The organism is Fundidesulfovibrio putealis DSM 16056, assembly GCF_000429325.1.
Taxonomy (GTDB): Bacteria; Desulfobacterota; Desulfovibrionia; order Desulfovibrionales; family Desulfovibrionaceae; genus Fundidesulfovibrio; species Fundidesulfovibrio putealis.
Window position 1 is genome coordinate 256,320 of sequence record NZ_KE386886.1, and the last position, 24,845, is coordinate 281,164.

The following is a 24,845-nucleotide window of genomic DNA, read 5'->3' on the forward strand; positions in this document are numbered from 1 at the left end:
GCCTCCTCCATGCCGAAACGCAGGCGCAGGTCGATGACGGGCACCGCCGCGCCGCGCACGTTCACCACGCCGCGCACGGCGGCGGGAGTCTGGGGGATGCGGGTTATATCGGTCATGTCCAGTATTTCCCGGACGGTGGAGATGTCCAAAGCGAACATCTCCCTGCCCAGTGTGAAGGAAAGATAACGGTTGGAAACCGGGTGCGCCGACTCGCTCATGATAAAGCTCCTGTTTGGCGGTGCGACCTAGAACCGTTCGAAATCCCGGACGTCCGAGTCGTCCGCATCGCCCATGGCGAGCACCACGCCGCCTGCCGCTTTCTTGGGCGGCTGTGCCTGGGCCGGTATGCGGGCCTGCTGGGGCCTGGCGGTCCCTCTTTTGCGGCGAATGGAGTCCGGCTTGTCCCCTTCAACCTGAAAGAAGCCGATCACGCTTTGGAGCTGTTCGGCCTGAGCTGCCAGTTCTTCTGCGGTGGAGGACAATTCCTCGGATGCGGAGGCGTTCTGCTGCACCACCTGGTCCAGCTGCTGCAGGGCCTTGTTCACCTGGGCGGCCCCGGAGTTCTGTTCGGTGCTGGCGGCGCTGATCTCCTGCACCAGTTCGGCGGTCTTCTGGATGTCCGGCACCAGCCGGTTGAGGAGCGCCCCGGTGCTCTCGGTGACGGCGGTGCTGCTCGACGACAGGGTGTTGATTTCTGCGGCAGCCTGCTGGCTGCGCTCGGCGAGCTTTCGCACCTCGGCGGCGACCACTGCGAAGCCTTTTCCGTGCTCGCCCGCGCGAGCGGCCTCGATGGCCGCGTTCAAGGCCAGAAGGTCGGTCTGGCGGGCGATTTCCTCGATGATGGAGATCTTCTGGGCGATCTCTTTCATTGCGGCCACGGTCTGGATCATGGCCGCTCCGGATTCGCGGGCGTCCCCGGCGGCCTTGACCGCGATGCTTTCGGTCTGGCGGGCGTTGTCGGCGTTCTGGCTGATGCTCGAAGACATCTCCTCCATGGACGCGGAGGACTCCTCCAGAGCGGCGGCCTGCTCGGTGGTGGCCTGGGAGAGGCTCTGGGCCGACGCGGACAGTTCCTCGCTGCCGGCAGCCATGTTGCTGGCTCCGGACTGGACCTCCATCACCACGTTGGAGAGCCGCTCGACCATGTCCTTCATGGACAACAGCAGCATATCCTTGTCCGAGCGGGGGTGCACATCCAGGCGGAGGTCGCCCTCGGCCAGCCGCATGGCCAGGGTCGCTGCGGTCCGTTCTGCTTCCACCATGTTCTGCATGGCCTTGAGCAACGTGCCGATCTCGTCCGAGCTGTCGACCTGGACATCCTGGCTGACGTCTCCGGTAGCCACTGTGTTGGCGACGGTGATGGCCTTGCCTATTCCGGCCTTGAGAACTCTTATCATGTAGATGGCAAACACCACGCCCAGCATGATGCCCACCACCGACACGACAATACTGGTCATGTTGGCAGCCTGCGCGTCACCCGCCATTTTCTTCTTCTGGTCCTCGAGCGACAGTTCCGCCACGGAGCTGATCTTCTGGGCCAGCGCGGCCATGTCCTTTATCACCGTCCCCTGAGATTCCGCCGCTTTGAGGAAGCCGTCCATCCTGGAACGGTAGATCTCGGCCTTGGCGGAAATATCCAGCGCCATAGCTTTTTCTTCCGTGGAGGCGAGCATTCCGCTCAGGTCCTTTGCGGCGGGAATCACCTTGTCCAGAATGGACTTTGCGGCGTCCATGCGCGCCTTGTCCCCTTTCCAGAGGTAGTACAACACCTCGATGCGCGAACGCAGGAACTGCTGCAGGATCTCGTCAACACGCCCGTTGAGTTCGGCATTTCGGACTATGCTGTCCATATCCTTGGCTGCGAGCGCTTTTGCCGAGGCATCCATCAGCCGCTTGTCGAGCGCTTCCGTGACCTGGAGCAACGCCGTGGCGGCATCGACCAGGGTTTTCAAGGTCTCGGCATGGACCTTGTCCGCTTCCTGGTACTTGCCCAGGCCGGTTTCATAAGAAGCCGACGCCGCAACCAGCGTGTCCATGTTCTCCTTGTTCTTGGGATCGACGAATTCCGCCTTGAGGCCCTGGGCCGTGGCACGCGATTCGGACAGATGGCTCTTGAGCGATTCCAGGCGTTTTTCGTCATGCTGGTCGATGAAGTACAGCATGTCCAATCGGGCCATGAGTGTCTTTTCGACAATATCACCCATCTTGGAGGATTTCTCAGACCGGCTTGCGAGATTGCTCAGGCCGTTCCATCCCACCATCGCCACGCATACCGTGGAAAGGATGAGCAGAGTGAATCCAATGCCCAGCTTAACGGTCAGATTCATATTCTTGAACATTGTGCACTCCCTATTGATCCGCTCTCGAATCCATTTCGTCGATACAAATTGACGTGCCCAAGCCAATTAGTGAAACACGTATTCCTGTTTGACGACACATTCCTAGCCGACAGACTTCAGACCTTCCACGCTGGCGCTCACGTCGCCCAGCGACAGAACCTCGTCGGACCCCAAAACCTTGGCGATATCCAGCACCAGGATGAACCTGCCGTCCGCCTTGCCGATGCCGCGCAGGAAATCCGTATTCACGCAAGCGCCCATGGCAGGTGGAGGCGCGATGGTCTCCGGCTCCATCTCCAGCACCTCCTTCACGGAATCGGCTATGGCCCCGAGCACGGTCACGCCGTCACCGTTGGGGATTTCCACGATGACGATGCGCGTGTTCACCGTGCGCTCTGCCTCTTCCATGCCGAAACGCAGGCGCAGGTCGATGACGGGGACCGCCGCGCCGCGCACGTTCACCACGCCGCGCACGGCGGGCGGCGTCTGGGGGATGCGGGTTATGTCGGTCATGTCCAGGATCTCCCGGACAGCCGCGATGTCCAGGGCGAACATGTCCTTGCCCAGGGTAAGGGTGAGAAAGCGGTTTGATACAGAATGCGCCGTGTCGCTCATGATGTACTCCTGTTAGGCGGTGCGGCCTAGAACCGTTCGAAATCCCTGGCGTCGGTTTCATCCGCTTCGCCCATGGCAAGCACCACGCCGCTAGCCGCCTTCTTGGAAGGCTGCGCCGGAGCAGGCGACCTGGGCTGCCGGGGCCTCGCACCAGGCAGGGCGCGCCTGCCCGTTCCCTGTCCGCCGCCGTCCACCTGGAAGAAGGCGATCACGCTCTGGAGCTGTTCGGCCTGGGACGAGAGCTCCTCGGCGGTGGAGGACAGCTGCTCGGAGGCGGAGGCGTTCTGCTGCACCACCTGGTCAAGCTGCTGCAGGGCCTTGTTCACCTGGGCGGCCCCGGAGTTCTGCTCGGTGCTGGCGGCGCTTATCTCCTGGACCAGCTCGGCGGTCTTCTGGATGTCCGGCACCAGCCGGTTGAGGAGCGCCCCGGTGCTCTCGGTGACGGCCATGCTGCTCGACGACAGGGTGTTGATCTCGGCGGCGGCCTGCTGGCTGCGTTCGGCGAGCTTGCGCACCTCGGCGGCCACCACGGCGAACCCCTTTCCGTGCTCGCCCGCGCGGGCGGCCTCGATGGCCGCGTTCAGGGCCAGAAGGTCGGTCTGGCGGGCGATCTCCTCGATGATGGAGATCTTCTGGGCGATCTCCTTCATGGCGGACACGGTCTGGATCATGGCCACGCCGGATTCGCGGGCGTCCCCGGCGGCCTTGGAGGCGATGGCCTCGGTCTGACGGGCGTTGTCGGCGTTCTGGCTGATGCTCGAGGACATCTCCTCCATGGACGCGGAGGACTCCTCAAGGGCGGCGGCCTGCTCGGTGGTGGCCTGGGAGAGGCTCTGGGCCGAGGCGGAAAGCTCCTCGCTGCCCGAGGCCACGTTTCCGGCCCCGGCCTGCACTTCCACTATGACGCTGGAGAGCCTTTCCACCGTGAGGGCCAGGGCGCTCATGAGCACATCCTGGTCGGAGCGCGGCTTGACCGTCACCCGCAGGTCTCCTTCGGACAACTTCTGGGCAAGTTCCGTGATCTCGCGTTCGGCGTTCACCAAGGCCTGTATGGAGCGCATGAGGTCGTCATGCTCGGAACGCAGTTTCACATCCACGCGCAAATCTCCAAGCGAGATCCTGCGGGTGATGTTCTCGACGCCCTTTTCCGCTTCCACCAGCGCGGCGAAGGATTTGAGCATACTGTCTTCGGTAGACCTGGGCACGACCTCCACCTTCAGATCGCCGGAAGCGACCCTCTCCGCCAGCGTCGCGACGCCTTTCTCCGCTTCGGCGACGTTGCGCAGGGCGTTGGCCAGGATGCCGATCTCGTTTTTCAATTCGATGTCCAGCTTGGAGGTCAAATCCCCCACTGAAAGCTTATCGGCGAAGTCCACGCTTTTCTTGAGCGGAATCACGATGGAGCGGGGTATGAAGTAACCCAGCGCGAGGCCCGAGAGCACGGCCACGCTCAGCAGGATGATGGAAAGGAGCAACGCCCTCTCGTAGGATGTCTGCCCGGCGGTGGCCTCCTGCGCGGCCCCCTTGTCGTTGAGGTCGATTCCCTTGACCAGCGTCTCCAGCGCCAGGGTGTAGGTGCTCCTCATCCCGGTGGTCTGGAGCTTGACCGCCTCCTCCATCTTGCCGCTGGCCGCAAGCTCGACGATCTTCTTGTGCAGATCGAAGTATTCCTTGGACGCCTTCTTGAACACCTCGAAGTTATTGCGCTCTTCGTCACTGCTTATGAGCTTGTCATAGCGTTTGACGGCGGCGTCGAGCCGCTCCATGGCTTCCTTGATCCGCTTCTCCTGATCCGCCTTCACCTCAGGGGATTCTGCGATGAACTGGATCAGCTGGATGCGCCTGATGTCGTTGAATGACCTGTTGATGGTCCCGAGTTCCCTGATGCTCGGCAGCCAGTTGGTGGAGAGTTGCTCGATGTTAAGATCCATGGATTTCATGGAGTTTATATTCAACAACCCCATGATGAGAATGATAGCCGTGCAGGAACCGAATGCCAGCGCCAGTTTCAATGCCAACTTCATGATTGCCCCCCCCAGCTTCATGGTTGCGCCAGACGCCTGACAGAACGCCCGGACGTGCAGATCACCCCGAAACTTCTGAGTCACTTCGCCACGCCTTGGCGCGCAGCCATCAACCCCGATGTTTCATGCGAACCTGGGCAGACGCCATCTCCCAGGCGATACACCCGCAAACACCCTCCGGAACTACTCAAATCGAATTTTCGCACTTCCGATCAACGCTACCGACCGTTCGTTGTCCAGCGTGGTGCCTTGCCTGGAGACGCGTGAGCGCTGAAAACTGAATGCCCATTCAGTCTTACACAAATCAAAACTACTTGTAACCCTACCAAATTGAGTTTTTTTGTCCATGCTCGCTCATTGGTTCCTGTCAACTTTCATTTTTCCAAACACGACAGGCCAAAGCCGCATGACGATACCATGCTAAAATAGTTGGATATACCCTATTGACAGTGCTCCCCGAGGGGAGCCCGGGGGCAAGCGGCAGGCATGTCGGAGGAGGGGAAAATAAATCTGGAGAAGCCGTAACGTCTCTGAGGTAGGATCAAAACAGGGCCGCGCAGGGCCATAACCCCGCGCGGCCCCTCACAAAGACGTCTACGGCTTGCAGGACACGTGGCACACGCCAAGGGGCGTCTCCACGGCGTGGGGGAAGTACCTGCGCTTTATCCACAGGGCCACGTTCACCAGGGCGATCAGCACCGGGACCTCCACCAGGGGGCCGATCACGGCGGCGAAGGCCTGCCCGGAATCGATTCCGAACACGGCCACGGCCACGGCGATGGCCAGCTCGAAGTTGTTGGAGGCCGCCGTGAAGGACAAGGTGGCCGACTGTTCGTAGGTGGCCCCGGCCTTGAAGGAGAGCCAGAAGGATGCCAGGAACATCACCAGGAAGTAGATGCACAGGGGGACGGCGATCAGCACCACGTCGAAGGGCAGGCGCACGATGTATTCGCCCTTGAGCGAAAACATCACCAGGATGGTGAACAGCAGCGCCGTGAGCGTGATGGGGCTTATGCGCGGGATGAAGACCTCTTCGTACCACTCCCGGCCCTTCACCTTGAGCCCGATGAAGCGCGAGGCCATGCCCGCCAGGAAGGGGATGCCCAGGTAGATGAACACGCTCTCGGCGATCTGTCCCATGGAGATGTTCACCGCGATGCCTTTGAGACCGAGCGCGTCCGGCAAAACGGTGATGAACAGCCACGCGTACACCGAGAAAAACAGCACCTGGAAGATGGAGTTGAAGGCAACGAGCCCTGCGCAGTATTCCCGGTCGCCCGAGGCCAGGTCGTTCCAGACGATGACCATGGCGATGCACCGGGCCAGCCCGATGAGGATGAGCCCCACCATGTATTCGTGATGGCCGGACAGGAACGAGATGGCCAGCAGGAACATGAGCACCGGCCCGATCACCCAGTTCTGCACGAGAGACAGCCCAAGCACCCTGGCGTTTCGGAACACCTGCCCGAGTTCCTCGTACTTCACCTTGGCCAGGGGCGGATACATCATGAGGACAAGGCCGATGGCGATGGGGATGTTGGTGGTGCCCACCTGGAAGAACTCCACCACGCCGCGCACGCCGGGCATGGCCCAGCCGGTGAGCACGCCGATGAACATGGCCGCGAAGATCCACAGGGTCAGGTAGCGGTCCAGGAAGGAGAGTTTCTTTACGACGCTTTCGGACATGGCAAGCCTCCAGGCCTGTTCGAGCCGTCTTTTACGTTTGGGTTGTGATCGGAATTAACGCACAGCCTCATCCAAGCCGGCTCATACGCCGAGAAATGGCCGGGCCATGAAGTAGACGCCAAGCATCGCGATCATGACCCCCGCTCCCTTGCGGAACCACGCCCCTCCGTGCCGCATGGCCCCGTTCTCCAGCCAGCGCTGCACCAGCGCAGTGGAGCTCCCGGCGGCCACGATGGGCAGGCAGTGCCCCACGGCGAACAGGACGACAAGCGCCACCCCGGTCATGACCTTCTGCTGGATGGTGATGATGGCCAGTATGGGCGCGATGAAGCCAAAGGTGCACGAGCCGGACAGCACCCCGTAGGCCAGGCCCAGCACGAACGCTCCGGACAGCCCCTTGACCTTCAGACGGCCCATCAGGCCGCCCGACAGGGAGCATCTGGCCACGCCCAGCATGTCCAGGGCCACCCAGACCAGCACGGCCCCCACCAGGATGGTCCAATAGGGACCGACGTCCCCCAGCATGCGGCCCAGCAGCGAACAGAGCACGCCCACCGCCGCGATGGTCAGGAAAAGGCCGACCGTGAATGCCAGGGAGTACTTCGCCGCCTCGCGCCCCTGGATGAGCCTGCCCTGCCCGGCCACGTAGCCCACGATCAGCGGGATCGAGGCCAGATGGCAGGGGCTGAACAGCACGCTCACCATCCCCCAGAGGAAACACCCCACGGCGGCTATGGCGAAGCTGTCGGTCATCCAGGCGTTGATGGCCAGAAAGAGCTGGTCGAGCATCGTGTTGCGCCTTTACTGGGCCAGCAGTTTGTCCAGGATTTCCGAGATGGGCTTCTTGTCGAAGAATCCCTCGTGCCTGAACACCTCTTTCCCCTGCCTGTCGTAGAAAATCTGCGTAGGGATGGACTTCAGGCCGTACTTCTTGCTCTGGTCCGGGTTTTCCCACACGTCGATGAAGATGATTGCGGCTTTCCCGGCGTATTCCTTTTCCAGGGCGTCCATCACCGGCATCATCATCTTGCAGGGGATGCAGGCCTTCGCGCCCAGGTCCACCATGGTCACCATGTCCTTTGCCGGGACGTCGGGGATGGGGGCGGCGTGGGCGGGCAGAGCCAGGAATACAAGGATCGAGAGAGGCAGCAGGAATCGAAGCACGGGATTCTCCTTCGTAATCGGGGTGCGGCGCATGCGGGCGCGAAAGATGGCTTCAGGCTTGGGTGATCCAAGCGGCGATTTCCGCCTTGGACGGGACCTTGCCCACGCACTTCACCACGCCGTCCACCGCCACCGCCGGGGTGCTGAACACGCCCATCATGGCGATCTGCTGAAAATCCGACACCTTGACCACCGTGGCTAGCGCTCCGGTTTCAGCCACCACCTCGCGCACCAGCTTCTCCGTCTCGTGGCACTTCGGGCACCCAGGCCCCAGAACCTTGATCTCCATGAAATCCTCCCGAACGCTACAGGACCAGGTTGAACAGATAGCCCACCAGCAATATCCCAAGCCCCACCACGCCCACGAAGGTGGCCAGCAGGCGCGGCTTGAGCACCTTGCGCAGGATGATCATCTCCGGCAGCGACAGCGCGATGACGCTCATCATGAAGGCCAGCACCGTGCCCAGGGCAGCGCCCTTTTCCAGCAGCGCGTGCACCACGGGGATGATCCCGGCTGCGTTGGAGTACATGGGGATGCCGATGCCCACGGCGGCGATCACCGACCACCAGGCGTCCCGGCCCATGATGGAGGCCATGAACCCCTCGGGCACATAGCCGTGGATGCCCGCGCCCAGGGCGATGCCAGCCAGCACCCAGGGCCAGGTTTTGCCGACGATGTCCTTGACGGCGGCGAGGCCCGCGCGAATCCTGCCTGCCCAGGTCAACTCCTCTTCCGGCAGGTCCTGCCCCGCGTGGATGAGGCGCACCCACTCTTCCAGATGGGCCTCCATCTTCAGCCTGCCGATGACCCAGCCGCTCACCATGGCCACCAGAAGGCCCGTGCCCAGATACAGCGCCGCCACCTTCCAGCCCATCAGGCCGTAGAGCAGCACCAGGGCGACCTCGTTGACCATGGGCGCGCTGACCAGGAAGGAGAAGGTGACGCCAAGGGGCACCCCGGCGGTGACGAAGCCCACGAACAGCGGCACGGCCGAGCAGGAGCAGAACGGCGTGACGATGCCCAGCAGCGCGGCCAGGACGTTGCCCAGCGACTCCCTGCGCCCGGCCAGCAGTTGCCGGGCGCGCGCCGCCGTGAAGAAGGAGCGGATGATGCCCACGCCGAACACCACGAGCGTCAAAAGCAGCAGCACCTTGGGGCCGTCGTAAAGGAAGAAGGCCAGGGCGTCGGCGAACCTGCTGCCGTGCTCGAATCCAAGCAGGTCGTAGACCACGGACTGGGCCAGCGGCTCCAGGACAGCGTACAGGCCGATCCACAGGCCAAGCGCCGGAACGCCCCACAGGACGAAGCGCCTGAGCGCGGCCTTGTCCGCCTGGAGCGCTGCCACGCCGTCGTCTGCCGGGGGCTCTCCGGCGCAGGGTCCCCCCAGGGGACGCAGCACCGGCCCCTGCGCGTCCAGGCCGGACAATGGGCGTAATTCTTTCATGTTCATGCCAGCTTGCGTTTCGTCGTGTCGTCAGTCCACTCCGCCATCAGCTCGCGGACCTTGTCCCTGATGGCGTCGCGGATCTTGCGGACCTCTGCCAGCTTCTCTTCATGGGTCCCGGCCAGGGCTGCCGGGTCGGTGAAGGGGATGTGCAGCCGCCGGGTCACGCCGGGGAAGATCGGGCACTGCCCCTCGCGCGCGTCGTCGCACACCGTGACCACGTAGTCGAAGATGCGCCCGGACTTGTACAGGTCGAACACGCTCTTGGAGCGGTTGGCCGAAATGTCCAGCCCCTCTTCGGCCATGGCCTCTATCACCAGGGCGTTTATCTCTCCGGGCTCGAACCCGGCGCTCTCGGCCAGGAAAGCCCCCTCGGCCAGGGAGTTCATGAAGGCTTCGGCCATCTGGCTGCGGGCCGAGTTATGGACGCAGATGAACAGGACTCTTTTCGCGTGAACCATGGGACACCTCACTACTTGATCGGTCACTTGCCGGGTTTCGCGGAACACAGGTTCTCCCGGCGGATATCCTCCAGGCCGCCCAGCATCAGGGCGACCTCCGGATCGTCCTCCAGCCACGTCTTCAGGTGCCCGATGAGCGTCCGCGCGTATTCGGTTTCCCCGGCGGCCAGCGAGTAGTTGACCCACTGCCCCTCCTTGGCGCTCTCCACGATTCCGGCCTCCTCAAGCACCTTGAGGTGGCTGGAGACCGTGGGCTGCGCGATCCCCAAGGCGGCCTGAAGCTCACACACGCACATACGCCGCCTTTGCAGCATTTTGATGATCTTCACCCGGTTGGGGTCGGACAGGGCCTTCATGAGGCGGACGAACGGCTTCATAGTTCTATCTCCATATTTGAATCTACCGATATACCTGCCCTGGGCAGGTGTCAACCACCTCCAGTGAAACAGGTGCGGTTCTTTCCAACCCACGCCCCGATGCAAGGAAAACGTCAGGGCCATCCTGCTATCATGCGACACCACACGGTTCCTGCCCCGCAGAACCCCGAGGGCCAGTCCGGCCCGACCCGGCCGCAACCCCAAACGCAAGGATTCGTCTCATGCACCACCGTATGTTGCCGATGGCCTGCCTGCTCGCGTCCTGCGCCCCACAGCGTTCCAAGGCCAAGCCCGCAGCCGAAGCGCAGGCCAGGGGCGAGAAATCCCTGCCCCTCCCACCCTCTCCCGCTATCGCCGGAACAGCGCAAGAATCCGCCTGCGTTGACAATAAACTATGAAAGACGTAGAAAATAGAATACGGTCACAATCAGGAATGTTCCTCAATACGGCGAGGGAGATACATGAAAAGTCCACTCCGCAGTTTGCTCGTCATGGCCACGTGCCTATGTCTTCTTCCCCTGTTGGGTGGATGCAACGAGATGGTTCTTTTCAATCCCAAAGGACCCATTGGGGAATCTGAAAAATACATCATCCTCATTGCATTCGTGCTGATGCTGATCATAGTGATTCCAGTCATCGTCATGTCCATCGTTTTCCCCCTGAAATACAGGGAATCCAACACGAAGGCTCCGTATGAACCCAACTGGAGTTATTCAAGAAAACTTGAAATAATCATGTGGGTCATCCCATTTATTATCGTCTTTATTCTTTCCGCAATCCTCTGGCGGGAGACGCACCGCCTGGACCCGTACAAGCCGCTCGAAAGCAATGCGAAACCACTTAACGTGGAAGTCGTCAGCCTGGACTGGAAATGGCTGTTCATCTATCCCGAGCACAACATCGCCGTGGTCAACCAGTTCGTATTCCCTGAGAAAGTGCCCTTGAGCTTCAAGATAACCTCGGACACGGTCATGACCTCCTTTTTCATCCCCCAGCTTGGCAGCCAGATCTATGCCATGGCCGGGATGACCACCCGCCTGCACCTCATGGCGGACGAACAGGGGGAATACACGGGGCAGAACCAGCAATTCAGCGGCGCGGGCTTTCCGGACATGAGCTTCAACGCCAAGGCCACGTCGCAGGCATCATTCGACTCCTGGGTGCAGCAGGTCAGGCAGTCGCCGACCAGGCTTGATTCCGCCCGCTTCGCCGAGCTGCGCAAACCCGGCGTCAGCCAGTCCGTCATCTATTATTCCTCGATAGAGCCCGGGCTGTTCGAGCATATCGTCAACCAGTACAATCCGATGACACGCGGTTCGAACGTCATGGGCGGCGCGGCCCATTCCGGACACGGGAACTAAGCTGGCATGGAGGTCGGTGGAATGTTGGGAAAACTGAGCCTGTCTGCAATACCGTACCATGACCACATCGTCATGGGGGCCGTTTACGGTTCTCTCCTGGCCGGATTCGTGATCATCGTCCTGATAACGTATTTCAAAAAATGGCCGTATCTCTGGAAAGAATGGCTCACCACGGTGGACCACAAGAAGATCGGCATCATGTACATCATCCTGGCCATGGTCATGCTGCTGCGCGGCTTCTCCGACGCCATCATGATGCGGGCCCAGCAGGCCATGGCCCTGGGCGCGAACCCCGGTTTCCTGCCCCCGGACCACTTCAACCAGGTGTTCAGCGCCCACGGCACCATCATGATCCTGTTCATGGCCATGCCGTTCCTGTCGGGCCTCATGAACATCGTGGTGCCCCAGCAGATCGGCGCGCGCGACGTGGCCTTCCCCTTCCTGAACGCGGTCAGCCTGTGGCTCTCCGCGGCCGGGGCCATGCTGGTCATGGTTTCGTTGGGCGTGGGCGAGTTCTCCAGGGCCGGGTGGTCGGGCTACACGCCCCTGTCGGGACTGGCCTACAGCCCGGACACCGGGGTGGACTACTGGATCTGGTCGCTCCAGATATCCGGGGCGGGCACGCTGCTCACCGGGATAAACTTCCTGGCCACCATCCTGAAGATGCGCGCGCCGGGCATGACGCTCATGCGCATGCCGCTCTTCACCTGGACCGCAGTCTTCACCAACGTGCTCATCATCTTCGCCTTCCCCATGCTGACCGTGGCCCTGGCGCTCCTGACCCTGGACCGCTACTGCGGCATGCACTTCTTCACCAACGACATGGGCGGCAACACCATGATGTACATCAACCTCTTCTGGACCTGGGGCCACCCGGAGGTTTACATCGTCATCCTGCCCGCCTTCGGCATCTTCTCCGAAGTGGTGGCCACATTCTCCCGCAAGAAGCTCTTCGGCTACCACTCGCTGGTGTACGCCACCGGCGCCATCATGTTCCTGTCCTTCGCGGTCTGGGTGCACCACTTCTTCACCATGGGCACCAGCGCCAACGTCAACATCTTCTTCGGCATCTCTACCATGCTGATCGCCATCCCCACGGGCGTGAAGGTCTTCAACTGGCTCTTCACCATGTATCGAGGCCGGGTGCGGATCACCACGCCGCTCCTGTGGACGCTGGGCTTTCTCTCCACGTTCGTCATCGGCGGCCTGACCGGCGTGCTGCTCTCCATGCCCCCGGCGGACTACGTGCTCCACAACAGCATGTTTCTGATCGCCCACTTCCACAACATGCTGGTGCCGGGCGTGCTGTTCGGCTTCATGGCGGGCTACGCCTACTGGTTCCCCAAGGCCATCGGCTTCCGGCTGAACGAGACCTGGGGCAAATTCTCCTTCTGGTTCTGGCTGAGCGGCTTCTACCTGGCCTTCATCCCGCTCTACATCCTGGGCTTCATGGGCATGCCCCGGCGCATGCAGCATTACGACAACCCTGCCTGGCAGCCCTACCTCATCGTGGCCGCCATCGGCACGCTGCTCATCCTGCTGGGCATAGGCTGCATGGTCATGCAGCTCTTGGTGAGCATCCGCGACCGCCGCGCCAACCGTGACCTGACCGGCGACGCCTGGGACGGACGCACCCTGGAGTGGCTGACCGCGTCCCCGCCCGCAGTCTACAACTTCGCCGTGGTCCCGGTGGTGGAGGATCTCGACGCCTTCTGGGACATGAAGCAGAAAGGCACGGCCTACCTGAAGCCGGACCGCTACGAAGACATCGAGATGCCCAAAAACAACCCCTACGGGCTGGCTGTGGGCGTCGTCTGCTTCGTCTTCGGATTCGCCATGATCTGGCATATCTGGTGGATGGCCGGTGTGAGCTTCCTGGCCCTGATCGCCACGGTGATCGCCAGAGCCTGCAACGACGACACCCACGAGATCATCCCCGCCGCCGAGGTGGAACGCATCGAGGGGCTGCGCTCCCAGGGGATGGCGTGAACATGGCGTCCCTGAAGGATAAACGAGATACACACTGCCGCTTCGCGGGGGGGTGCGCATAATGCAGACGCAATCTTCGGCCATGCCCGAACACGAGGTCCACGACACGGCGCAGACCCAGGCGCTGGGGTTCTGGCTCTATCTCATGAGCGATCTGGTGATGTTTTCCGGCCTGTTCGCGACGTATGTGGTCATGGCCCACAACTACGCGGGAGGCCCCACCGGCAAGGAGCTCTTCAACCTGACCGACGCCCTGCTGGAAACCATGCTGCTGCTGTTCAGCAGCGTGGCCTTTGGCCTGGGCATGGTGGGCATGCACAAGGGCGACAAGCGCATGCTCCTGGCCGGGCTCGCGGCGGCGCTCCTTTTGGGGCTCGGGTTCGTCGGCATGGAGGCGGCGGAGTTCAGCCACATGATAAGCCAGGGAGCCGGGCCGCAGCGCAGCGGATTCCTTTCGGCGTTCTTCACCTTGGTCGGCACCCACGGCCTGCACGTGTCCTTCGGCATTCTCTGGATGGTGGTCATGATGGCGCAGATAGCCACCAAGGGGCTTACCGCCCCGGTGCAGGCGCGGCTGGTGCGCCTGGGCATGTTCTGGCACTTCCTGGACATCGTCTGGATCTGCCTGTTCAGCATCGTGTACCTGATGGGGGTCCTCTAAATGAGCCAGACACACCAGAACAACGCTGGAGCGGGCAGCGGTTCAATCAAGTCCTACGCGACGGGCTTCATCCTCTCGCTCGTGCTCACAGCCATCCCATTCTTCCTGGTCATGAACGGGACGCTTTCCCACTCGGGCACGGTCTTCTGCATCTTCGCCACGGCGGTCTTGCAGATTTTCGTGCAGCTGCACTATTTCCTGCACCTGGACACATCGTCGGCCATGTATTGGAACCTCATGTCCCTGCTGTTCACTTTTTTCATCATCTTCCTCTTCGTGGGCGGTTCGATATGGATCATGCACAGTATGCATTACAGGATGTAAGATCGCAGGATGTGCTCAGGAATTATTTCCTTGTCACGAAACCGCGCCTGGTTGCAGCCAACCTGATCTCTGCGGCTGGAGGATTCTTTCTTGCAGCACAGGGGCACGTGTCAGCCGTGCTGTTTCTGTCCCTCATGGCCGGGATGTCCTGCATCGTCGCTTCCGGGTGCGTGCTGAACAACTACATCGACAGGTACATTGACAGGGGCATGGCCAGGACGCGCGGGCGCGCCCTGGCCACGGGGGCGATCTCGCTTCGCGGGAGCCTCGTCTACGCCGCAGCCCTGGGTCTTGCAGGAGCTGCCATACTGTTGTCCGGGACGAACGCGCTGTGCGCTGTCATCGCGCTGTTGGGCTTCGTAGTCTATGTGTGCGTGTACAGCCTGTACCTGAAACGCAATTCCGCCTACAGCACGGTCATCGGGAGCCTTGCCGGAGCGGCGCCGCCTCTCGCCGCCTATTGCGCCGTCAGAAACGACTTCGACCTGGGGGCCTTGATCGTCCTGGGCATCTTCAGCCTGTGGCAGATACCGCATTCGTACGCCATCACCATCTTCCGCTACAACGACTACGCAGCGGTGAGCATCCCCGTGATGCCCGTCAAAGCAGGCATCGCCGCCACCAAGAAGCACATCGTCTGGCACATCGCCGCGTTCATCCTGGCGGCGCAGCTGCTGACGGTCTTCGGATACGCGGGCTACGCCTACCTCGCCGTGTCCACCGTGCTGGGCCTGTGCTGGCTGGCCACGGCCCTGCACGGCTACCGGGCGGACGACGACCGCGCCTGGGCCAGGAGGGTGTACCTGTTTTCCATCCTGACCATCTTCATTCTGAGCGTGATGATGTCCGTCGATTTCGCGAGGCCCGTCGTCTAGCAGAGTTCGAACGCCGCCCGGCCGGACAAAACCAGGGAACTCCCGCCTTTCCAAAGCACCAGCGCTTGGATAGACTCGCGACATGCCCTCAAGGATTCGCATCGTCATCTCGGCCCTGGCCGTCATTCTCGCGGTCTGGTCCGGCGGCCCGGCACAGGCCGAGGCCCTGAAAAAGGCCTCGCTCATCCCCCAGTGGGAGCCCCAGGCCCAGTTCGCCGGGTACTACGTGGCCAAAGCCAAGGGGTTCTACGAGAAGCGCGGCGTGGACATGGACATCCTGCGCGGCGGTCCGTCCAGCCCGCCCTCGAAGCTGCTGGCCGAGGGCAAGGCCCTGTTCGGGACCATGTTCCTGGCCTCCGCCGTCATGGAGCGCTCCAAAGGCCTTGAGCTGGTCAATCTGGCCCAGGTGATGCGCGGGTCCACCTTCCTGCTGGTGGCGCGAAAATCGGGCAACATAACCCGGCCCAAAGATTTCAACGGCAAGCGGGTCAGCCTGTGGGGCAAGGAATTCAGCCTCCAGGCCGAGGAGTTCTTCAAGAACGCCGGGGTGCAGGTGCAGCGGCTGCCCCAGGGCTTCACGGTGGACCTCTTCCTGCGGGGCGGGGTGGATGTCGTCTCCGCCATGTATTACAATGAATACCACGTGCTGCTGAACTCCGGGCTGGACCCGGAGGACCTGACGCTTTTCCCCCTGCGCGACTACGGGCTCGACTACCCGGAAGACGGCATCTACTGCCTGGATTCCACGCTCAAGGCCGATCCGGAACTGTGCTCCGCCGTGGCTGACGCGAGCCTCGAGGGCTGGCGCTACGCCTTCGAGCACCCCGAGGAGGCCCTGGACATCGTGATGGGCCACGTGGAGGCGGCGCGGCTGCCCACCAACCGCATGCACCAGAAATGGATGCTGGAGCGCCTGCGCGAGGCCATGCTGCCCACGGCGGGACGCCAGGGGCCGGGGCCGCTGCTGGCGGGCGAGTTCGAGGCCGTATCGCGGACCCTGGCCAAGGCCGGGCTGCTGCAAAATCCCGTGAGCTTCGAGGAGTTCCATGTCCCGCCCAGATAGCCAGTTCCAGGGGCGGGGCCTCGGCTTCAAGCTGTCCCTGTTGATCCTGACCTGCACCGCAGCCATCTTCCTGGCCGCTTTCGTCTATTCCCACTACTCCTCCAAGCAGACCCTGATGAAAGAGGCCAGTGCGGACGCCGCCAACCTGACCCTGGCCAGCATCCGCAAGATCGAGACCACGCTGGCCTCGGTGGAGGAGGTTCCGGGATTCCTGGCCTTCACCTACGGCAAGGGAACGCCCACGCCGCTGGCCATCAAACAGGACCTCACGGGTTTCGTGCTCTTCAACCGCGCCGTGTTCGGGGCCTGCGTGGCCTACGCGCCCTATGCCTATTACGCCGGGACGCGCCTCTTCGCGCCCTATGCCTACAAGTCCGAAGGCAGGCTCGAATACATGCACCTGGGCGAGGAGTACGGCTACCCCACTGCCGACTGGTTCCTGATCCCCTCGGAGCTTGAGCGCCCGCTCTGGAGCGAACCCTACTTCGACGAAGGCGGCGGCGGAGCCGTCATGTGCACCTACAGCGTCCCGTTCCATCGCGACGAGGACGGACGCAGGCGCATGCTGGGCGTGGTCACGGCGGACATATCGCTGGAATGGCTGCGGGAGCTGGTGGGGCGCATCTCCATCTTCAAGTCCGGGTACGCCTTCCTGCTGAGCCGAAACGGCGTGTTCGTGTCCCACCCCCAGGACGCCTACATCATGCGCGAGAGCGTGTTCAGCCTGGCGGAGAAGGCCGCCAGCCCGGAGCTTCGGCGCATCGGGCAGGACATGATCAGGGGCGGCTCCGGCTTCGTGCGGCTGCCGGAGTTCGTGCTGGGAAAACCCGCCTGGCTCTCCTACGCCCAGGTGCGAAACGCCGGCTGGTCCATGGGGGTGGTGATCCCCGAGGATGAGCTCTTCGAGGACCTGGACCGCCTCAAGCGCCAGGTGGTGGGCATCGGCCTGGGCGGCTTCGTGCTGCTTTTGCTGGTGATCATCCTGGTGTCCACCTCCATAACCCGGCCGCTCAAGAATCTGGCCGGGCGCACGGCGGAGATCGCCAAGGGCAACCTGGACATCCCCCTGCCCGAGTCCAGATCCGGCGACGAGGTGGGCCAGCTGAGCCGCTCCTTCGAGGAGATGCGCCTGGCGCTTCGCGAGTACATCGCCAACCTCACCGAGACCACCAAGGCCAAGGAGCGCATGGAGTCCGAGCTGAAGATCGCCCGGACCATCCAGATGAGCTTTTTGCCCAAGCGCTTCCCGCCCTTCCCGGACATCCGCCAGTTCGAGCTGCACGCGGCCCTGGACCCGGCCCTGGAGGTCGGCGGCGACCTGTTCGACTTCTTCCTGCTGGAGGACGGGCGGCTCCTGTTCCTGGTGGGCGACGTGTCCGGCAAGGGCGTCCCGGCGGCGCTGTTCATGGCCGTGACCAAGACCCTGGTCAAGGGAATCGCCGAGCTTGAGGACACGCCCGCAGCCATCCTGGACCGGGTGAGCCGGGAACTGCTGGTGGACAACGAGGCCATGCTCTTCGTGACCATGTTCCTGGGCATCATGGACTACAACACGGGCCAGCTGACCTACTCCAACGCCGGCCACAACCCGCCGGTGCTGCTGCGCGGCGGGCGCGCGGACTGGCTGCCCCTGCCCAGGGGGCTGTTCCTCGGGGTCATGGAGGACGCGGTCTACCGGAACATGACGATCACTCTGGAGAAGGACGACCGGCTGGTGGTCTACACCGACGGCGTCACCGAGGCGGTGGACGAATCCGGCGAACTCTACTCCAACCAGCGGCTCCTGGACGTGGTGTCCGGACTTTCGGCCCAGGGCGCGAAGCAGATGAGCGAGGCCCTGGTCGACTCAGTGTGCCGCTTTGCAGGAAACGCCCCCCAGGCGGACGACATCACGGTGCTGACGATCCACTACCTGGGCGGCGGCCCGGCTTCCACGTCTGCGAAGCCGAAAGGCGAGGACGCATAATGGACGCCATACGCTCGTGCCCGACGACGCCCGGCAAGGCTCTGGCGCATACGCTCCATCTCCCGGACTCCGTTCGCATCTTTCTCGTCTCAAGAACGCCAACGCCTGCCGGGAGGTCCTGTTGAGACGCATCGCTCTTCTTGCGGCCCTCTTCTGCGCCGTATGCGCCGTCGAACTGGCTTGCCCCCTCGCCCGCCCGCTTGCCCAGGAACAGGCTGCCCCTGCCAACGGGCAGCCGCTGCGCTATCAGGTCTCCTTCTCCGGCCTGAACGACAAACCCCTCATGGACCTTTTGCGTTCCGTATCCGACACGGCAACCATGGCGAACAAGCCGCCCGCCAACATGTTCCTGCTGCGCGGGCGCGCCCGCGGCGACCTGAAGAAGCTGAAGGACGCCATGGCCTCGCGGGGCTACTTCGCGGCCCGTGTGAGCTTCGCCATCGATGAAAAGGCGACGCCCATCCAGGTCCGCTTCACGCTGGAGCCGGGCGGCGCGTTCCTCCTGAAATGGGTGGACGTGGAACTGGCCGAGGGCAGCGACCCCGTCCGGTTCGCCATCCCGGAGGCCTCCGTACTGGGCCTCACCCTGGACGCCCCGGCGGTCTCCAAGGAGATCGTGAACGCCGAGGACAAGCTCGTCTCCTATTTCAAGAACCGGGGGTATCCGTTTGCCGCCCTGGAACGCCGCAAGGCCGTGGCCGACCCCCAGGCCCACACCCTGCACGTCACCTATATTATCGCCCCAGGCCCGTACTCCGTGTTCGGCCCCACCAGGGTCACAGGGCTCAAAGACGTCAACGAAAGCCTGCTCACCCCGCTGGCCCCCTGGAAGGAGGGCGACGAGTACTCCCAGGAGAAGGTCGAGCTGTATCAGAGGCGGCTGGCCGACCTGGGGCTCTTCGCCAAGGCTTCCGCCGCCCCCAAAAAGCTCGCGGGGGAGCCGGGCCGCGTCGAGGTGGACGCCCAGGTCACCGAGCGCAAGCCGCGCACCTTCAAGGGAGGCGTCACCTACAACACGGACGACGGCCCCGGAGCGCAGATAAACTGGGAGCACCGCAATTTGTTTGGCAACGGGGAGCGCCTGAAGCTCCATGCGGCGGTTTCGCAGGTCAGTTCGGTGCTCGAGGCCAACTTCGAGAACCCGTTCTTCCTGGACCAGAAGCAACGCCTGCTGGCCGGTTTCAGGGCTGCCGACGAAAACACCGACGCCTATCACGGCCAGAACGTCACCGGAGAGATCAAGATTTCGCGCAAGCTGGGCGAACACGTCTCGGCCCAGGCAGGCGTGGGCTACAGGGCCAGCCTGGTCTTCGACGACGCCGCCAACCCCAATACGAGCAACACCCGCTACAACCTGGCCTCTATCCCGCTTGGCCTCTCGGCCGACACGCGAGACGACCCGCTGAACCCCTCCAAGGGCTGGATGTTCGCCCTGAGCGCCACTCCCTGGCTGGACACGCAGGGAACCGACCTCAACTTCCTGAAGGCGGTGGTTTCCGGGTCCCACTACCTGCAGGTGCTGGAAAAACCGTCGCTCATCCTGGCCACGCGGGCCTCGCTGGGGTCCATCTCCGGCGTCTCGGCCTCGCGCCTGGTGCCGCCGGACGTGCGCTTCTACGCAGGCGGCAGCGGGTCCATCCGGGGCTACGCCTACCAGAGCGCCGGGCCGCTTCGCGGCGACAAACCGCTGGGCGGGCGCTCCCTGTTCGATTTCAGCACGGAGCTGCGCATCAGGCTCACGGAGATGTTCGGGCTGGTGTTCTTCCTGGACGGCGGCAACGCCTTCGAAGCCGAGTATCCCGTGCCGGGAGACGGGCTGTTGCTGGGGGCCGGGACCGGGCTCCGGGTGTACACGCCCATCGGGCCGTTCCGGGTGGACGTGGCCACGCCGCTTAACCGCCGCAAGACCGTGGACGACGTGTTTCAGCTCTATATCAGCCTGGGCCAGGCTTTCTAGGATGGCGTTCTCAGAATACGTTCATACAGAGTATGAACCTGAACCAAGAGAACCATTTAATTTGTTGTTGAAAAACATGTACATGTTTTTCAACAACACCACGCTAGCATAGCGGGGAACCATGGGAATCAAGCTCTCACGCACGGCGCTCCTACGGGCGGGCAAGTGGGCGGCCTGGCTGTCAGCCGTTTGTCTGGTCATCGTTCTGGCGGCGTACCTGGTCGTGCAGACCCCGTGGACCAAGGGCCTGCTGGTCGACGCCATCGTGGACTCCTTTGCGCGCGAACTGGGCTGGAAGGTCGAGCTGTCCACTCCCGAGGGGATGCTGCCCTTCACCGTGCGTATCGCCTCGCTGCGCATCTCGGACAAGGACGGCGAGTGGCTGGCCGCAACGAACACCTCCCTGTCGATTTCCCCCTGGCCGTTTGGCCGGGGCCTCGCCTCCGTAAGGCTCGCCGTGGACGAGGCGGCCCTGCGCCGCGCCCCGCTGCTGCCGCCGGATCAAGGCCCGCCGCCGCCTGCCTCGCGTCCGCTGGCCTTCCTGGATTCGCTTGGGCCGATCCCGGTGGAAGCCGAAGTCCAGGCGGACATTGCCAGCCTGATCCTGGACGCCCCGGTGGCCGGACGCGCCATGGCTGGCCGGGCTTCCGTGCATGCGCTGGCCCTGGCCGGAGCCGTGGACGCCCGGATTTCCGTCACGGCGCATGAAGGCGCGAAGGCTCCTGACGCGGACGCCGCGCCCGTGCTGACGGACGTCTCGCTCGAAGCCCGCATCGACCCTGGTGCGCGCACCGCCCGGCTCAAGCTGGCCCTGACCGAAGGAGCTGGCGGCTTGGCCGCAGCCATGGCCGGACTGTCGCCGGACCTCCCCCTGTCGCTCACCCTGGACGGCGACGGCCCGCTGTCCGGCTGGCAGGCCAAATTCGCCATGGGCGCAGGCCAGGACGAGATGCTCTCAGGCACGCTCACCGCAGAACTTGGCCGCACCTCGGCCAATGACGCCAAGGTCGGCCTGTCCTTGAGCGTCAATCCGTTCTTCCTGCCTGTCTCGCCCCAATTGCGCGACGCGCTCGGCTCGCGGGTGGAGCTTGCCTTCGCGGGCCTTATGACCAGCGCCGGGCTGCCGGAGCCGCAGTGGCGGGTCCTGGCGCAGGACTTGTCCGTGTCCACCAAGGCATTCAAGGCATTGGTGCGCGGCGACAGCGGCCCCATGGGGCTCGCCCCGCGCCTGACCTTCGAACTGAGCGTGGCCGACCCCGGCTCACTCGGCGTGAAGACCGGGCCGCTGGCCGTGCACGGCGGCCTGGACGCGGACATCGACCCCGCCGGGCCGCTGACCGCCGCCCTCAGGCTCTCCTCGCCTGATCTGGCTTCCGCCCTGTCGCCGCTTGGCGTGGAACTCGGCGGCAAGGCGGACATCGCCGCGAAGCTCACAGGTGATGTCCGCGCGCAGGATTTCAGCGTGACCCTGGACGCGGGGCTTACGGAGCTCGCTTCCGGCGCCAGCGCCACGGGAGACCTCGGACCCAAGCTCGCCACGGCCCTGGGGCGCGAGGTGAGCCTGCGCCTGGACGCCAGCCTCTCGGGCGGAAAGCTCGCCACGCTCAAGGGGCTTCGCCTCACGTCGAAAGCGCTTCGGGTGGATGCGTCCGGCTCCTACGACATTGCAGCGCGCAGCACGGACGCGCGCGCCGAGGTGGACGCCCCGGACCTGTCGGCGCTTGCCCCGTTTGCCGGAATGAAGCTGGCCGGGTCGGTCACGCTGCGGGCCAGGGCCGAGGGGATCGTGGACGCCCCGCGCCTGACGCTCGACGTGGAAGGAAAAACCCTGACCCTGGACCAGACCCGTCTGGACCGGGCCGGGTTGCGCCTTGCCGCGACGCCGGAAAAAGGCGGCGTTGCCGGAAGGCTCGAGGTCCGGGCGGAAAAGGGAAAGGGCAGTCTGTCTGTGTCCACGGCCTTTGCCCAGGCCGGACAGAAGCTCGTGCTGACGGGCCTTCAGGGGACCGGACCGGGCCTTGCCCTGTCGGGCGACCTGGACGCCGCGCTGGACCACATGACAGCCACAGGCCGCGTGAAGGCCTCCGTGGATCTTGCCCCCCTGGGCGCGTTCCTGAGCACGAAAATGGCTGGACGGATGCAGGCCGAGGTCTCCCTGGCCTCCTCCGGGCCGCGCCAGGACGTGACCGCGCGCGTGGAGGCCTCGGGGCTTTCGGCGGAAGGTGCGGGCGTGAAGAAGGCGGATGTTTCCGGCTCCTTCACCGATGTCCTGCGCTCCCCGCAGGGAGCTCTCACGGTCGCGCTGGCCCAGGTGACGGCAGGCAGCGCCGCGCTGGAGTCCGTCCAGCTCAAGGCCAACGCGGGCGGCAAGGCCATCGAGTTCAGCGTGGCGCTCAAGGGCACGCGCCCCGAAAGCTTCGAGCTGGCCACGGGCGGCTCGTTCGCTCCCGCGCCGGGCGGCGGCACGCTCCGCCTGGACAAGCTCGACGCCACGGCCAGAGAGATGAAGCTCATTCTGACCCGCCCGGCCACCGCCGCCTTCGCGCCGGGCGTCATGAGCCTGGAGGGGCTGAATCTCTCCCTGGACGGGACATCCATCACGGCTTCCGGCGCGCTGAGGCCGGGCAAGGCCGAATTCTCGGCGGACGTGGCCGCGCTTCCGCTGGGGATGCTTGAGAAAGCCGGGCTGCCCGCCCTGTCCGGAACGGCCACGCTCGCGCTCAGGGTATCGGGAACGCCCACCGCCCCCAGAGTTACGGCTGAAGTGAAGCTTGATCAGGTGGCTGTCAGGGCGGCGCAGGGCCAGAACATAGCGCCCGCGAACCTCACCGCCGAAGTGCTCCTCGCCGGGGGGCGGCTCACGGTGTCCGCACGGGCTTCAGCTGGCACCGGTGCGGCATTTGACCTCAAGGCCGCCCTGCCCGCACGGCTCAGCCTGTCCCCCTTCGCCTTCGCCCTGCCCCGCGACGCCGCGCTGGAAGCCGCGCTCACGGGCGACGTGGATCTGGCCCAGGTGGCGGCCATGACCGGCGACGAGGCCCTGAGCCTCAAGGGCACGCTCAAGGCCGACTTCACCGTTTCGGGAAAGCTGTCGGCTCCGTTGGTCTCGGGGCGCGCCACGCTGAGTGGCGGGCAGGCGGACTACGTCGCCACCGGAACCCGCCTGCGGGACATCACTCTGGACCTTGAGGCGTCCGGCACGCGCGCCACCCTCAAGACGTTCTCGGCCAGGGACGCGGGCCAGGGGAGCCTCACCGTTTCCGGCAAGGCCGATCTCTCGCCCGAGGCCGGATTCCCCTTCGAGGGCGCCCTGGTGGTGGACAAGCTCACTCCGGTGCGCATGGACATGGTTACGGCCATGCTCTCGGCCAAGGTGGACGTCTCGGGCGGGGCTGGCGGCGCGAAGGTCAAGGGCGGCGTGAACGTCGGCCCGGTGGAGGTGGCCATCCCCAACCGCGTTCCGCCGGACGCCACGCCCATCCAGGTAACCATGGTCGGTCCGCGCGGCTCCACGCCCGCAAAGCCCGCCCCGCCGGCAGCGGCCTACCCCGTGGACCTGGACGTGGCCGTTGACTTTCCGGGCCGGATCTTCGTCCGGGGCATGGGGCTTGACTCCATGTGGGCCGGGAACCTGCGCGTGAAGGGCACGGCGGCCCAGCCGGAGATCGGCGGGGCGATCCGCATCGTGAAGGGACAGCTCGACTTCTTCGGCAAGAACTTCAACCTCGCGCGCGGCGAAGTGACCTTCTATGGCAGCACTCCGCCCATGCCCGTGCTGGACATTGAGGCAAAAGCCGAGGCCGGAGACATCACTGCCAGCATCCTGGTGTCCGGCAGCGCCGCCCGCCCGTCCATCGACTTCACCTCCGACCCGGCCGTGCCGCGCGACGAAATCCTGGCCAGGGTGCTTTTTGGCCAGAGCGTGTCCTCGCTGACCCCGCCCCAGGCGCTGCAACTGGCCCAGGCGGTGGCCACCCTGAGCGGTGCGGGCGGGTCGCTCGACTTTCTGGGCGCGACGCGAAAGCTGGCCGGGCTTGATTATCTCGGCGTGAAATCCACGGGCCAGAACATCGGCCAGAGCACGGTGGCGGCGGGCAAGTACGTGGCCGACGGAGTCTACGTGGAAGCCAGCCAGGGTCTGGCGGGTACGAGCGGAGCCGTGTCCGTGGAGGTGGACGTGACCAAGAACATCACCATCGAAAGCAAGATCGGCCTGGACGCCAAGACCGGAGTGGGGCTCAACTGGAAGTTCGATTACTGAGGACCGCCGGGTTGTGAGCGCGCAGGCCCGGCAGCCTGGGCGCTGCCCCTGTGGCAGACGCCTGCCTGGCTTGTTCCATCGTCTTCCGGACTCAGCCAGCCCGGTGTGACACTCCCTCCGACGGCAAAGTTGCCTGAGGCAGATGCGCGCCATGGCAGCCGGGCATCTCCAGCATTCGGGAGCCTGTCCGACGAGGCCAAGCAACACTTCGAGAACGAAAAAGGGCCAGGACGTGGTCCTGACCCTTCGATTCTATCGGAATGCGCTTGTGAGGCTT

General features: G+C 64.0%; 20 protein-coding genes. 9 read left to right on the forward strand and 11 right to left on the reverse strand.

The features are described 5' to 3' along the window. The 11 genes from G453_RS25745 to G453_RS0121335 all read right to left on the reverse strand — a co-directional run. A partial coding sequence (locus G453_RS25745; RefSeq protein ID WP_043647126.1) for a chemotaxis protein CheW occupies positions 1–218 on the reverse strand: 218 nt, incomplete at its 3' end. 27 nt (positions 219–245) lie between these two features. After that, on the reverse strand, positions 246–2,339 hold the full coding sequence (locus G453_RS28960; RefSeq protein ID WP_027192667.1) for a methyl-accepting chemotaxis protein: 2,094 nt from the start codon (positions 2,337–2,339) through the stop codon (positions 246–248). Positions 2,340–2,441: 102 nt separating this feature from the next. After that, on the reverse strand, positions 2,442–2,954 hold the full coding sequence (locus tag G453_RS0121295) for a chemotaxis protein CheW (RefSeq protein ID WP_027192668.1): 513 nt from the start codon (positions 2,952–2,954) through the stop codon (positions 2,442–2,444). A gap of 26 nt (positions 2,955–2,980) precedes the next feature. Then, complete coding sequence (locus G453_RS0121300; RefSeq protein WP_027192669.1) at positions 2,981–4,978, reverse strand: HAMP domain-containing methyl-accepting chemotaxis protein; 1,998 nt, start codon at positions 4,976–4,978, stop codon at positions 2,981–2,983. Between the two features lie 594 nt (positions 4,979–5,572). Next, positions 5,573–6,664 (reverse strand): ACR3 family arsenite efflux transporter, encoded by a 1,092-nt coding sequence (gene arsB, locus G453_RS0121305; protein ID WP_027192670.1) that lies wholly within the window; start codon positions 6,662–6,664, stop codon positions 5,573–5,575. 81 nt (positions 6,665–6,745) lie between these two features. Next, the gene (locus tag G453_RS0121310; RefSeq protein ID WP_027192671.1) at positions 6,746–7,453 is read right to left on the reverse strand and encodes a cytochrome c biogenesis CcdA family protein; all 708 of its coding nucleotides are present in this window, start codon (positions 7,451–7,453) and stop codon (positions 6,746–6,748) included. A gap of 12 nt (positions 7,454–7,465) precedes the next feature. Further along, positions 7,466–7,828 (reverse strand): thioredoxin family protein, encoded by a 363-nt coding sequence (locus G453_RS0121315; RefSeq protein WP_027192672.1) that lies wholly within the window; start codon positions 7,826–7,828, stop codon positions 7,466–7,468. 52 nt (positions 7,829–7,880) lie between these two features. Continuing rightward, a complete protein-coding gene (locus G453_RS0121320) occupies positions 7,881–8,117 on the reverse strand; it encodes a thioredoxin family protein (RefSeq protein WP_027192673.1) in 237 nt (78 codons plus the stop codon). A 16-nt stretch (positions 8,118–8,133) separates the two neighbouring features. Continuing rightward, positions 8,134–9,273 (reverse strand): permease, encoded by a 1,140-nt coding sequence (locus tag G453_RS0121325; protein ID WP_084502675.1) that lies wholly within the window; start codon positions 9,271–9,273, stop codon positions 8,134–8,136. A gap of 2 nt (positions 9,274–9,275) precedes the next feature. Then, entirely contained in the window at positions 9,276–9,734 is a 459-nt protein-coding gene (locus G453_RS0121330; RefSeq protein WP_027192675.1) for an arsenate reductase ArsC, read from the reverse strand. Between the two features lie 23 nt (positions 9,735–9,757). Next, complete coding sequence (locus G453_RS0121335) at positions 9,758–10,111, reverse strand: ArsR/SmtB family transcription factor (RefSeq protein ID WP_027192676.1); 354 nt, start codon at positions 10,109–10,111, stop codon at positions 9,758–9,760. A 491-nt stretch (positions 10,112–10,602) separates the two neighbouring features. Between G453_RS0121335 and cyoA the strand changes: the two genes are divergently transcribed. The 9 genes from cyoA to G453_RS0121380 all read left to right on the forward strand — a co-directional run bounded on the left by cyoA (position 10,603) and on the right by G453_RS0121380 (position 24,568). Further along, positions 10,603–11,472 (forward strand): ubiquinol oxidase subunit II, encoded by an 870-nt coding sequence (gene cyoA, locus G453_RS25750; protein ID WP_268870802.1) that lies wholly within the window; start codon positions 10,603–10,605, stop codon positions 11,470–11,472. Positions 11,473–11,493: 21 nt separating this feature from the next. Beyond that, the gene (gene cyoB / locus G453_RS0121345) at positions 11,494–13,461 is read left to right on the forward strand and encodes a cytochrome o ubiquinol oxidase subunit I (RefSeq protein WP_027192677.1); all 1,968 of its coding nucleotides are present in this window, start codon (positions 11,494–11,496) and stop codon (positions 13,459–13,461) included. A gap of 61 nt (positions 13,462–13,522) precedes the next feature. Then, positions 13,523–14,122, forward strand: coding sequence for a cytochrome o ubiquinol oxidase subunit III (gene cyoC / locus G453_RS0121350; protein ID WP_027192678.1), 600 nt, complete (start codon positions 13,523–13,525; stop codon positions 14,120–14,122). After that, the gene (gene cyoD, locus G453_RS0121355; protein ID WP_027192679.1) at positions 14,123–14,446 is read left to right on the forward strand and encodes a cytochrome o ubiquinol oxidase subunit IV; all 324 of its coding nucleotides are present in this window, start codon (positions 14,123–14,125) and stop codon (positions 14,444–14,446) included. Continuing rightward, entirely contained in the window at positions 14,413–15,321 is a 909-nt protein-coding gene (gene cyoE / locus G453_RS0121360; protein WP_169725388.1) for a heme o synthase, read from the forward strand. The genes cyoD and cyoE overlap by 34 nt, the downstream gene beginning before the upstream one ends. An 82-nt stretch (positions 15,322–15,403) precedes the next feature. Beyond that, the gene (locus tag G453_RS0121365) at positions 15,404–16,384 is read left to right on the forward strand and encodes an ABC transporter substrate-binding protein (RefSeq protein ID WP_043647033.1); all 981 of its coding nucleotides are present in this window, start codon (positions 15,404–15,406) and stop codon (positions 16,382–16,384) included. Continuing rightward, positions 16,368–18,350 carry a SpoIIE family protein phosphatase gene (locus G453_RS25755; RefSeq protein WP_051272741.1) on the forward strand — a complete coding sequence of 661 codons (1,983 nt, stop codon included), beginning with the start codon at positions 16,368–16,370 and terminating at the stop codon, positions 18,348–18,350. Before G453_RS0121365 ends, G453_RS25755 begins: the two co-directional genes overlap by 17 nt. Positions 18,351–18,471: 121 nt before the next feature. Continuing rightward, complete coding sequence (locus G453_RS0121375; protein ID WP_051272743.1) at positions 18,472–20,307, forward strand: autotransporter assembly complex protein TamA; 1,836 nt, start codon at positions 18,472–18,474, stop codon at positions 20,305–20,307. 121 nt (positions 20,308–20,428) lie between these two features. Next, positions 20,429–24,568: a translocation/assembly module TamB domain-containing protein gene (locus G453_RS0121380; protein ID WP_027192683.1), complete on the forward strand. Its 4,140-nt coding sequence runs from the start codon at positions 20,429–20,431 to the stop codon at positions 24,566–24,568. Positions 24,569–24,845: the final 277 nt, after the last annotated feature.

Coding starts and splice junctions, on each gene's coding strand:
- G453_RS0121310 (WP_027192671.1), bottom strand. CDS start 7,453: ATGCTCGACCAGCTCTTTCTGGCCATCAACGCCTGGATGACCGACAGC.
- G453_RS28960 (WP_027192667.1), bottom strand. CDS start 2,339: ATGTTCAAGAATATGAATCTGACCGTTAAGCTGGGCATTGGATTCACT.
- G453_RS0121295 (WP_027192668.1), bottom strand. CDS start 2,954: ATGAGCGACACGGCGCATTCTGTATCAAACCGCTTTCTCACCCTTACC.
- G453_RS0121300 (WP_027192669.1), bottom strand. CDS start 4,978: ATGAAGTTGGCATTGAAACTGGCGCTGGCATTCGGTTCCTGCACGGCT.
- G453_RS0121330 (WP_027192675.1), bottom strand. CDS start 9,734: ATGGTTCACGCGAAAAGAGTCCTGTTCATCTGCGTCCATAACTCGGCC.
- cyoC (WP_027192678.1), top strand. CDS start 13,523: ATGCAGACGCAATCTTCGGCCATGCCCGAACACGAGGTCCACGACACG.
- G453_RS0121320 (WP_027192673.1), bottom strand. CDS start 8,117: ATGGAGATCAAGGTTCTGGGGCCTGGGTGCCCGAAGTGCCACGAGACG.
- cyoD (WP_027192679.1), top strand. CDS start 14,123: ATGAGCCAGACACACCAGAACAACGCTGGAGCGGGCAGCGGTTCAATC.
- G453_RS0121380 (WP_027192683.1), top strand. CDS start 20,429: ATGGGAATCAAGCTCTCACGCACGGCGCTCCTACGGGCGGGCAAGTGG.
- G453_RS25755 (WP_051272741.1), top strand. CDS start 16,368: ATGTCCCGCCCAGATAGCCAGTTCCAGGGGCGGGGCCTCGGCTTCAAG.
- G453_RS0121335 (WP_027192676.1), bottom strand. CDS start 10,111: ATGAAGCCGTTCGTCCGCCTCATGAAGGCCCTGTCCGACCCCAACCGG.
- cyoE (WP_169725388.1), top strand. CDS start 14,413: ATGGATCATGCACAGTATGCATTACAGGATGTAAGATCGCAGGATGTG.
- arsB (WP_027192670.1), bottom strand. CDS start 6,664: ATGTCCGAAAGCGTCGTAAAGAAACTCTCCTTCCTGGACCGCTACCTG.
- cyoA (WP_268870802.1), top strand. CDS start 10,603: ATGGCCACGTGCCTATGTCTTCTTCCCCTGTTGGGTGGATGCAACGAG.
- G453_RS0121365 (WP_043647033.1), top strand. CDS start 15,404: ATGCCCTCAAGGATTCGCATCGTCATCTCGGCCCTGGCCGTCATTCTC.
- cyoB (WP_027192677.1), top strand. CDS start 11,494: ATGTTGGGAAAACTGAGCCTGTCTGCAATACCGTACCATGACCACATC.
- G453_RS0121325 (WP_084502675.1), bottom strand. CDS start 9,273: ATGAAAGAATTACGCCCATTGTCCGGCCTGGACGCGCAGGGGCCGGTG.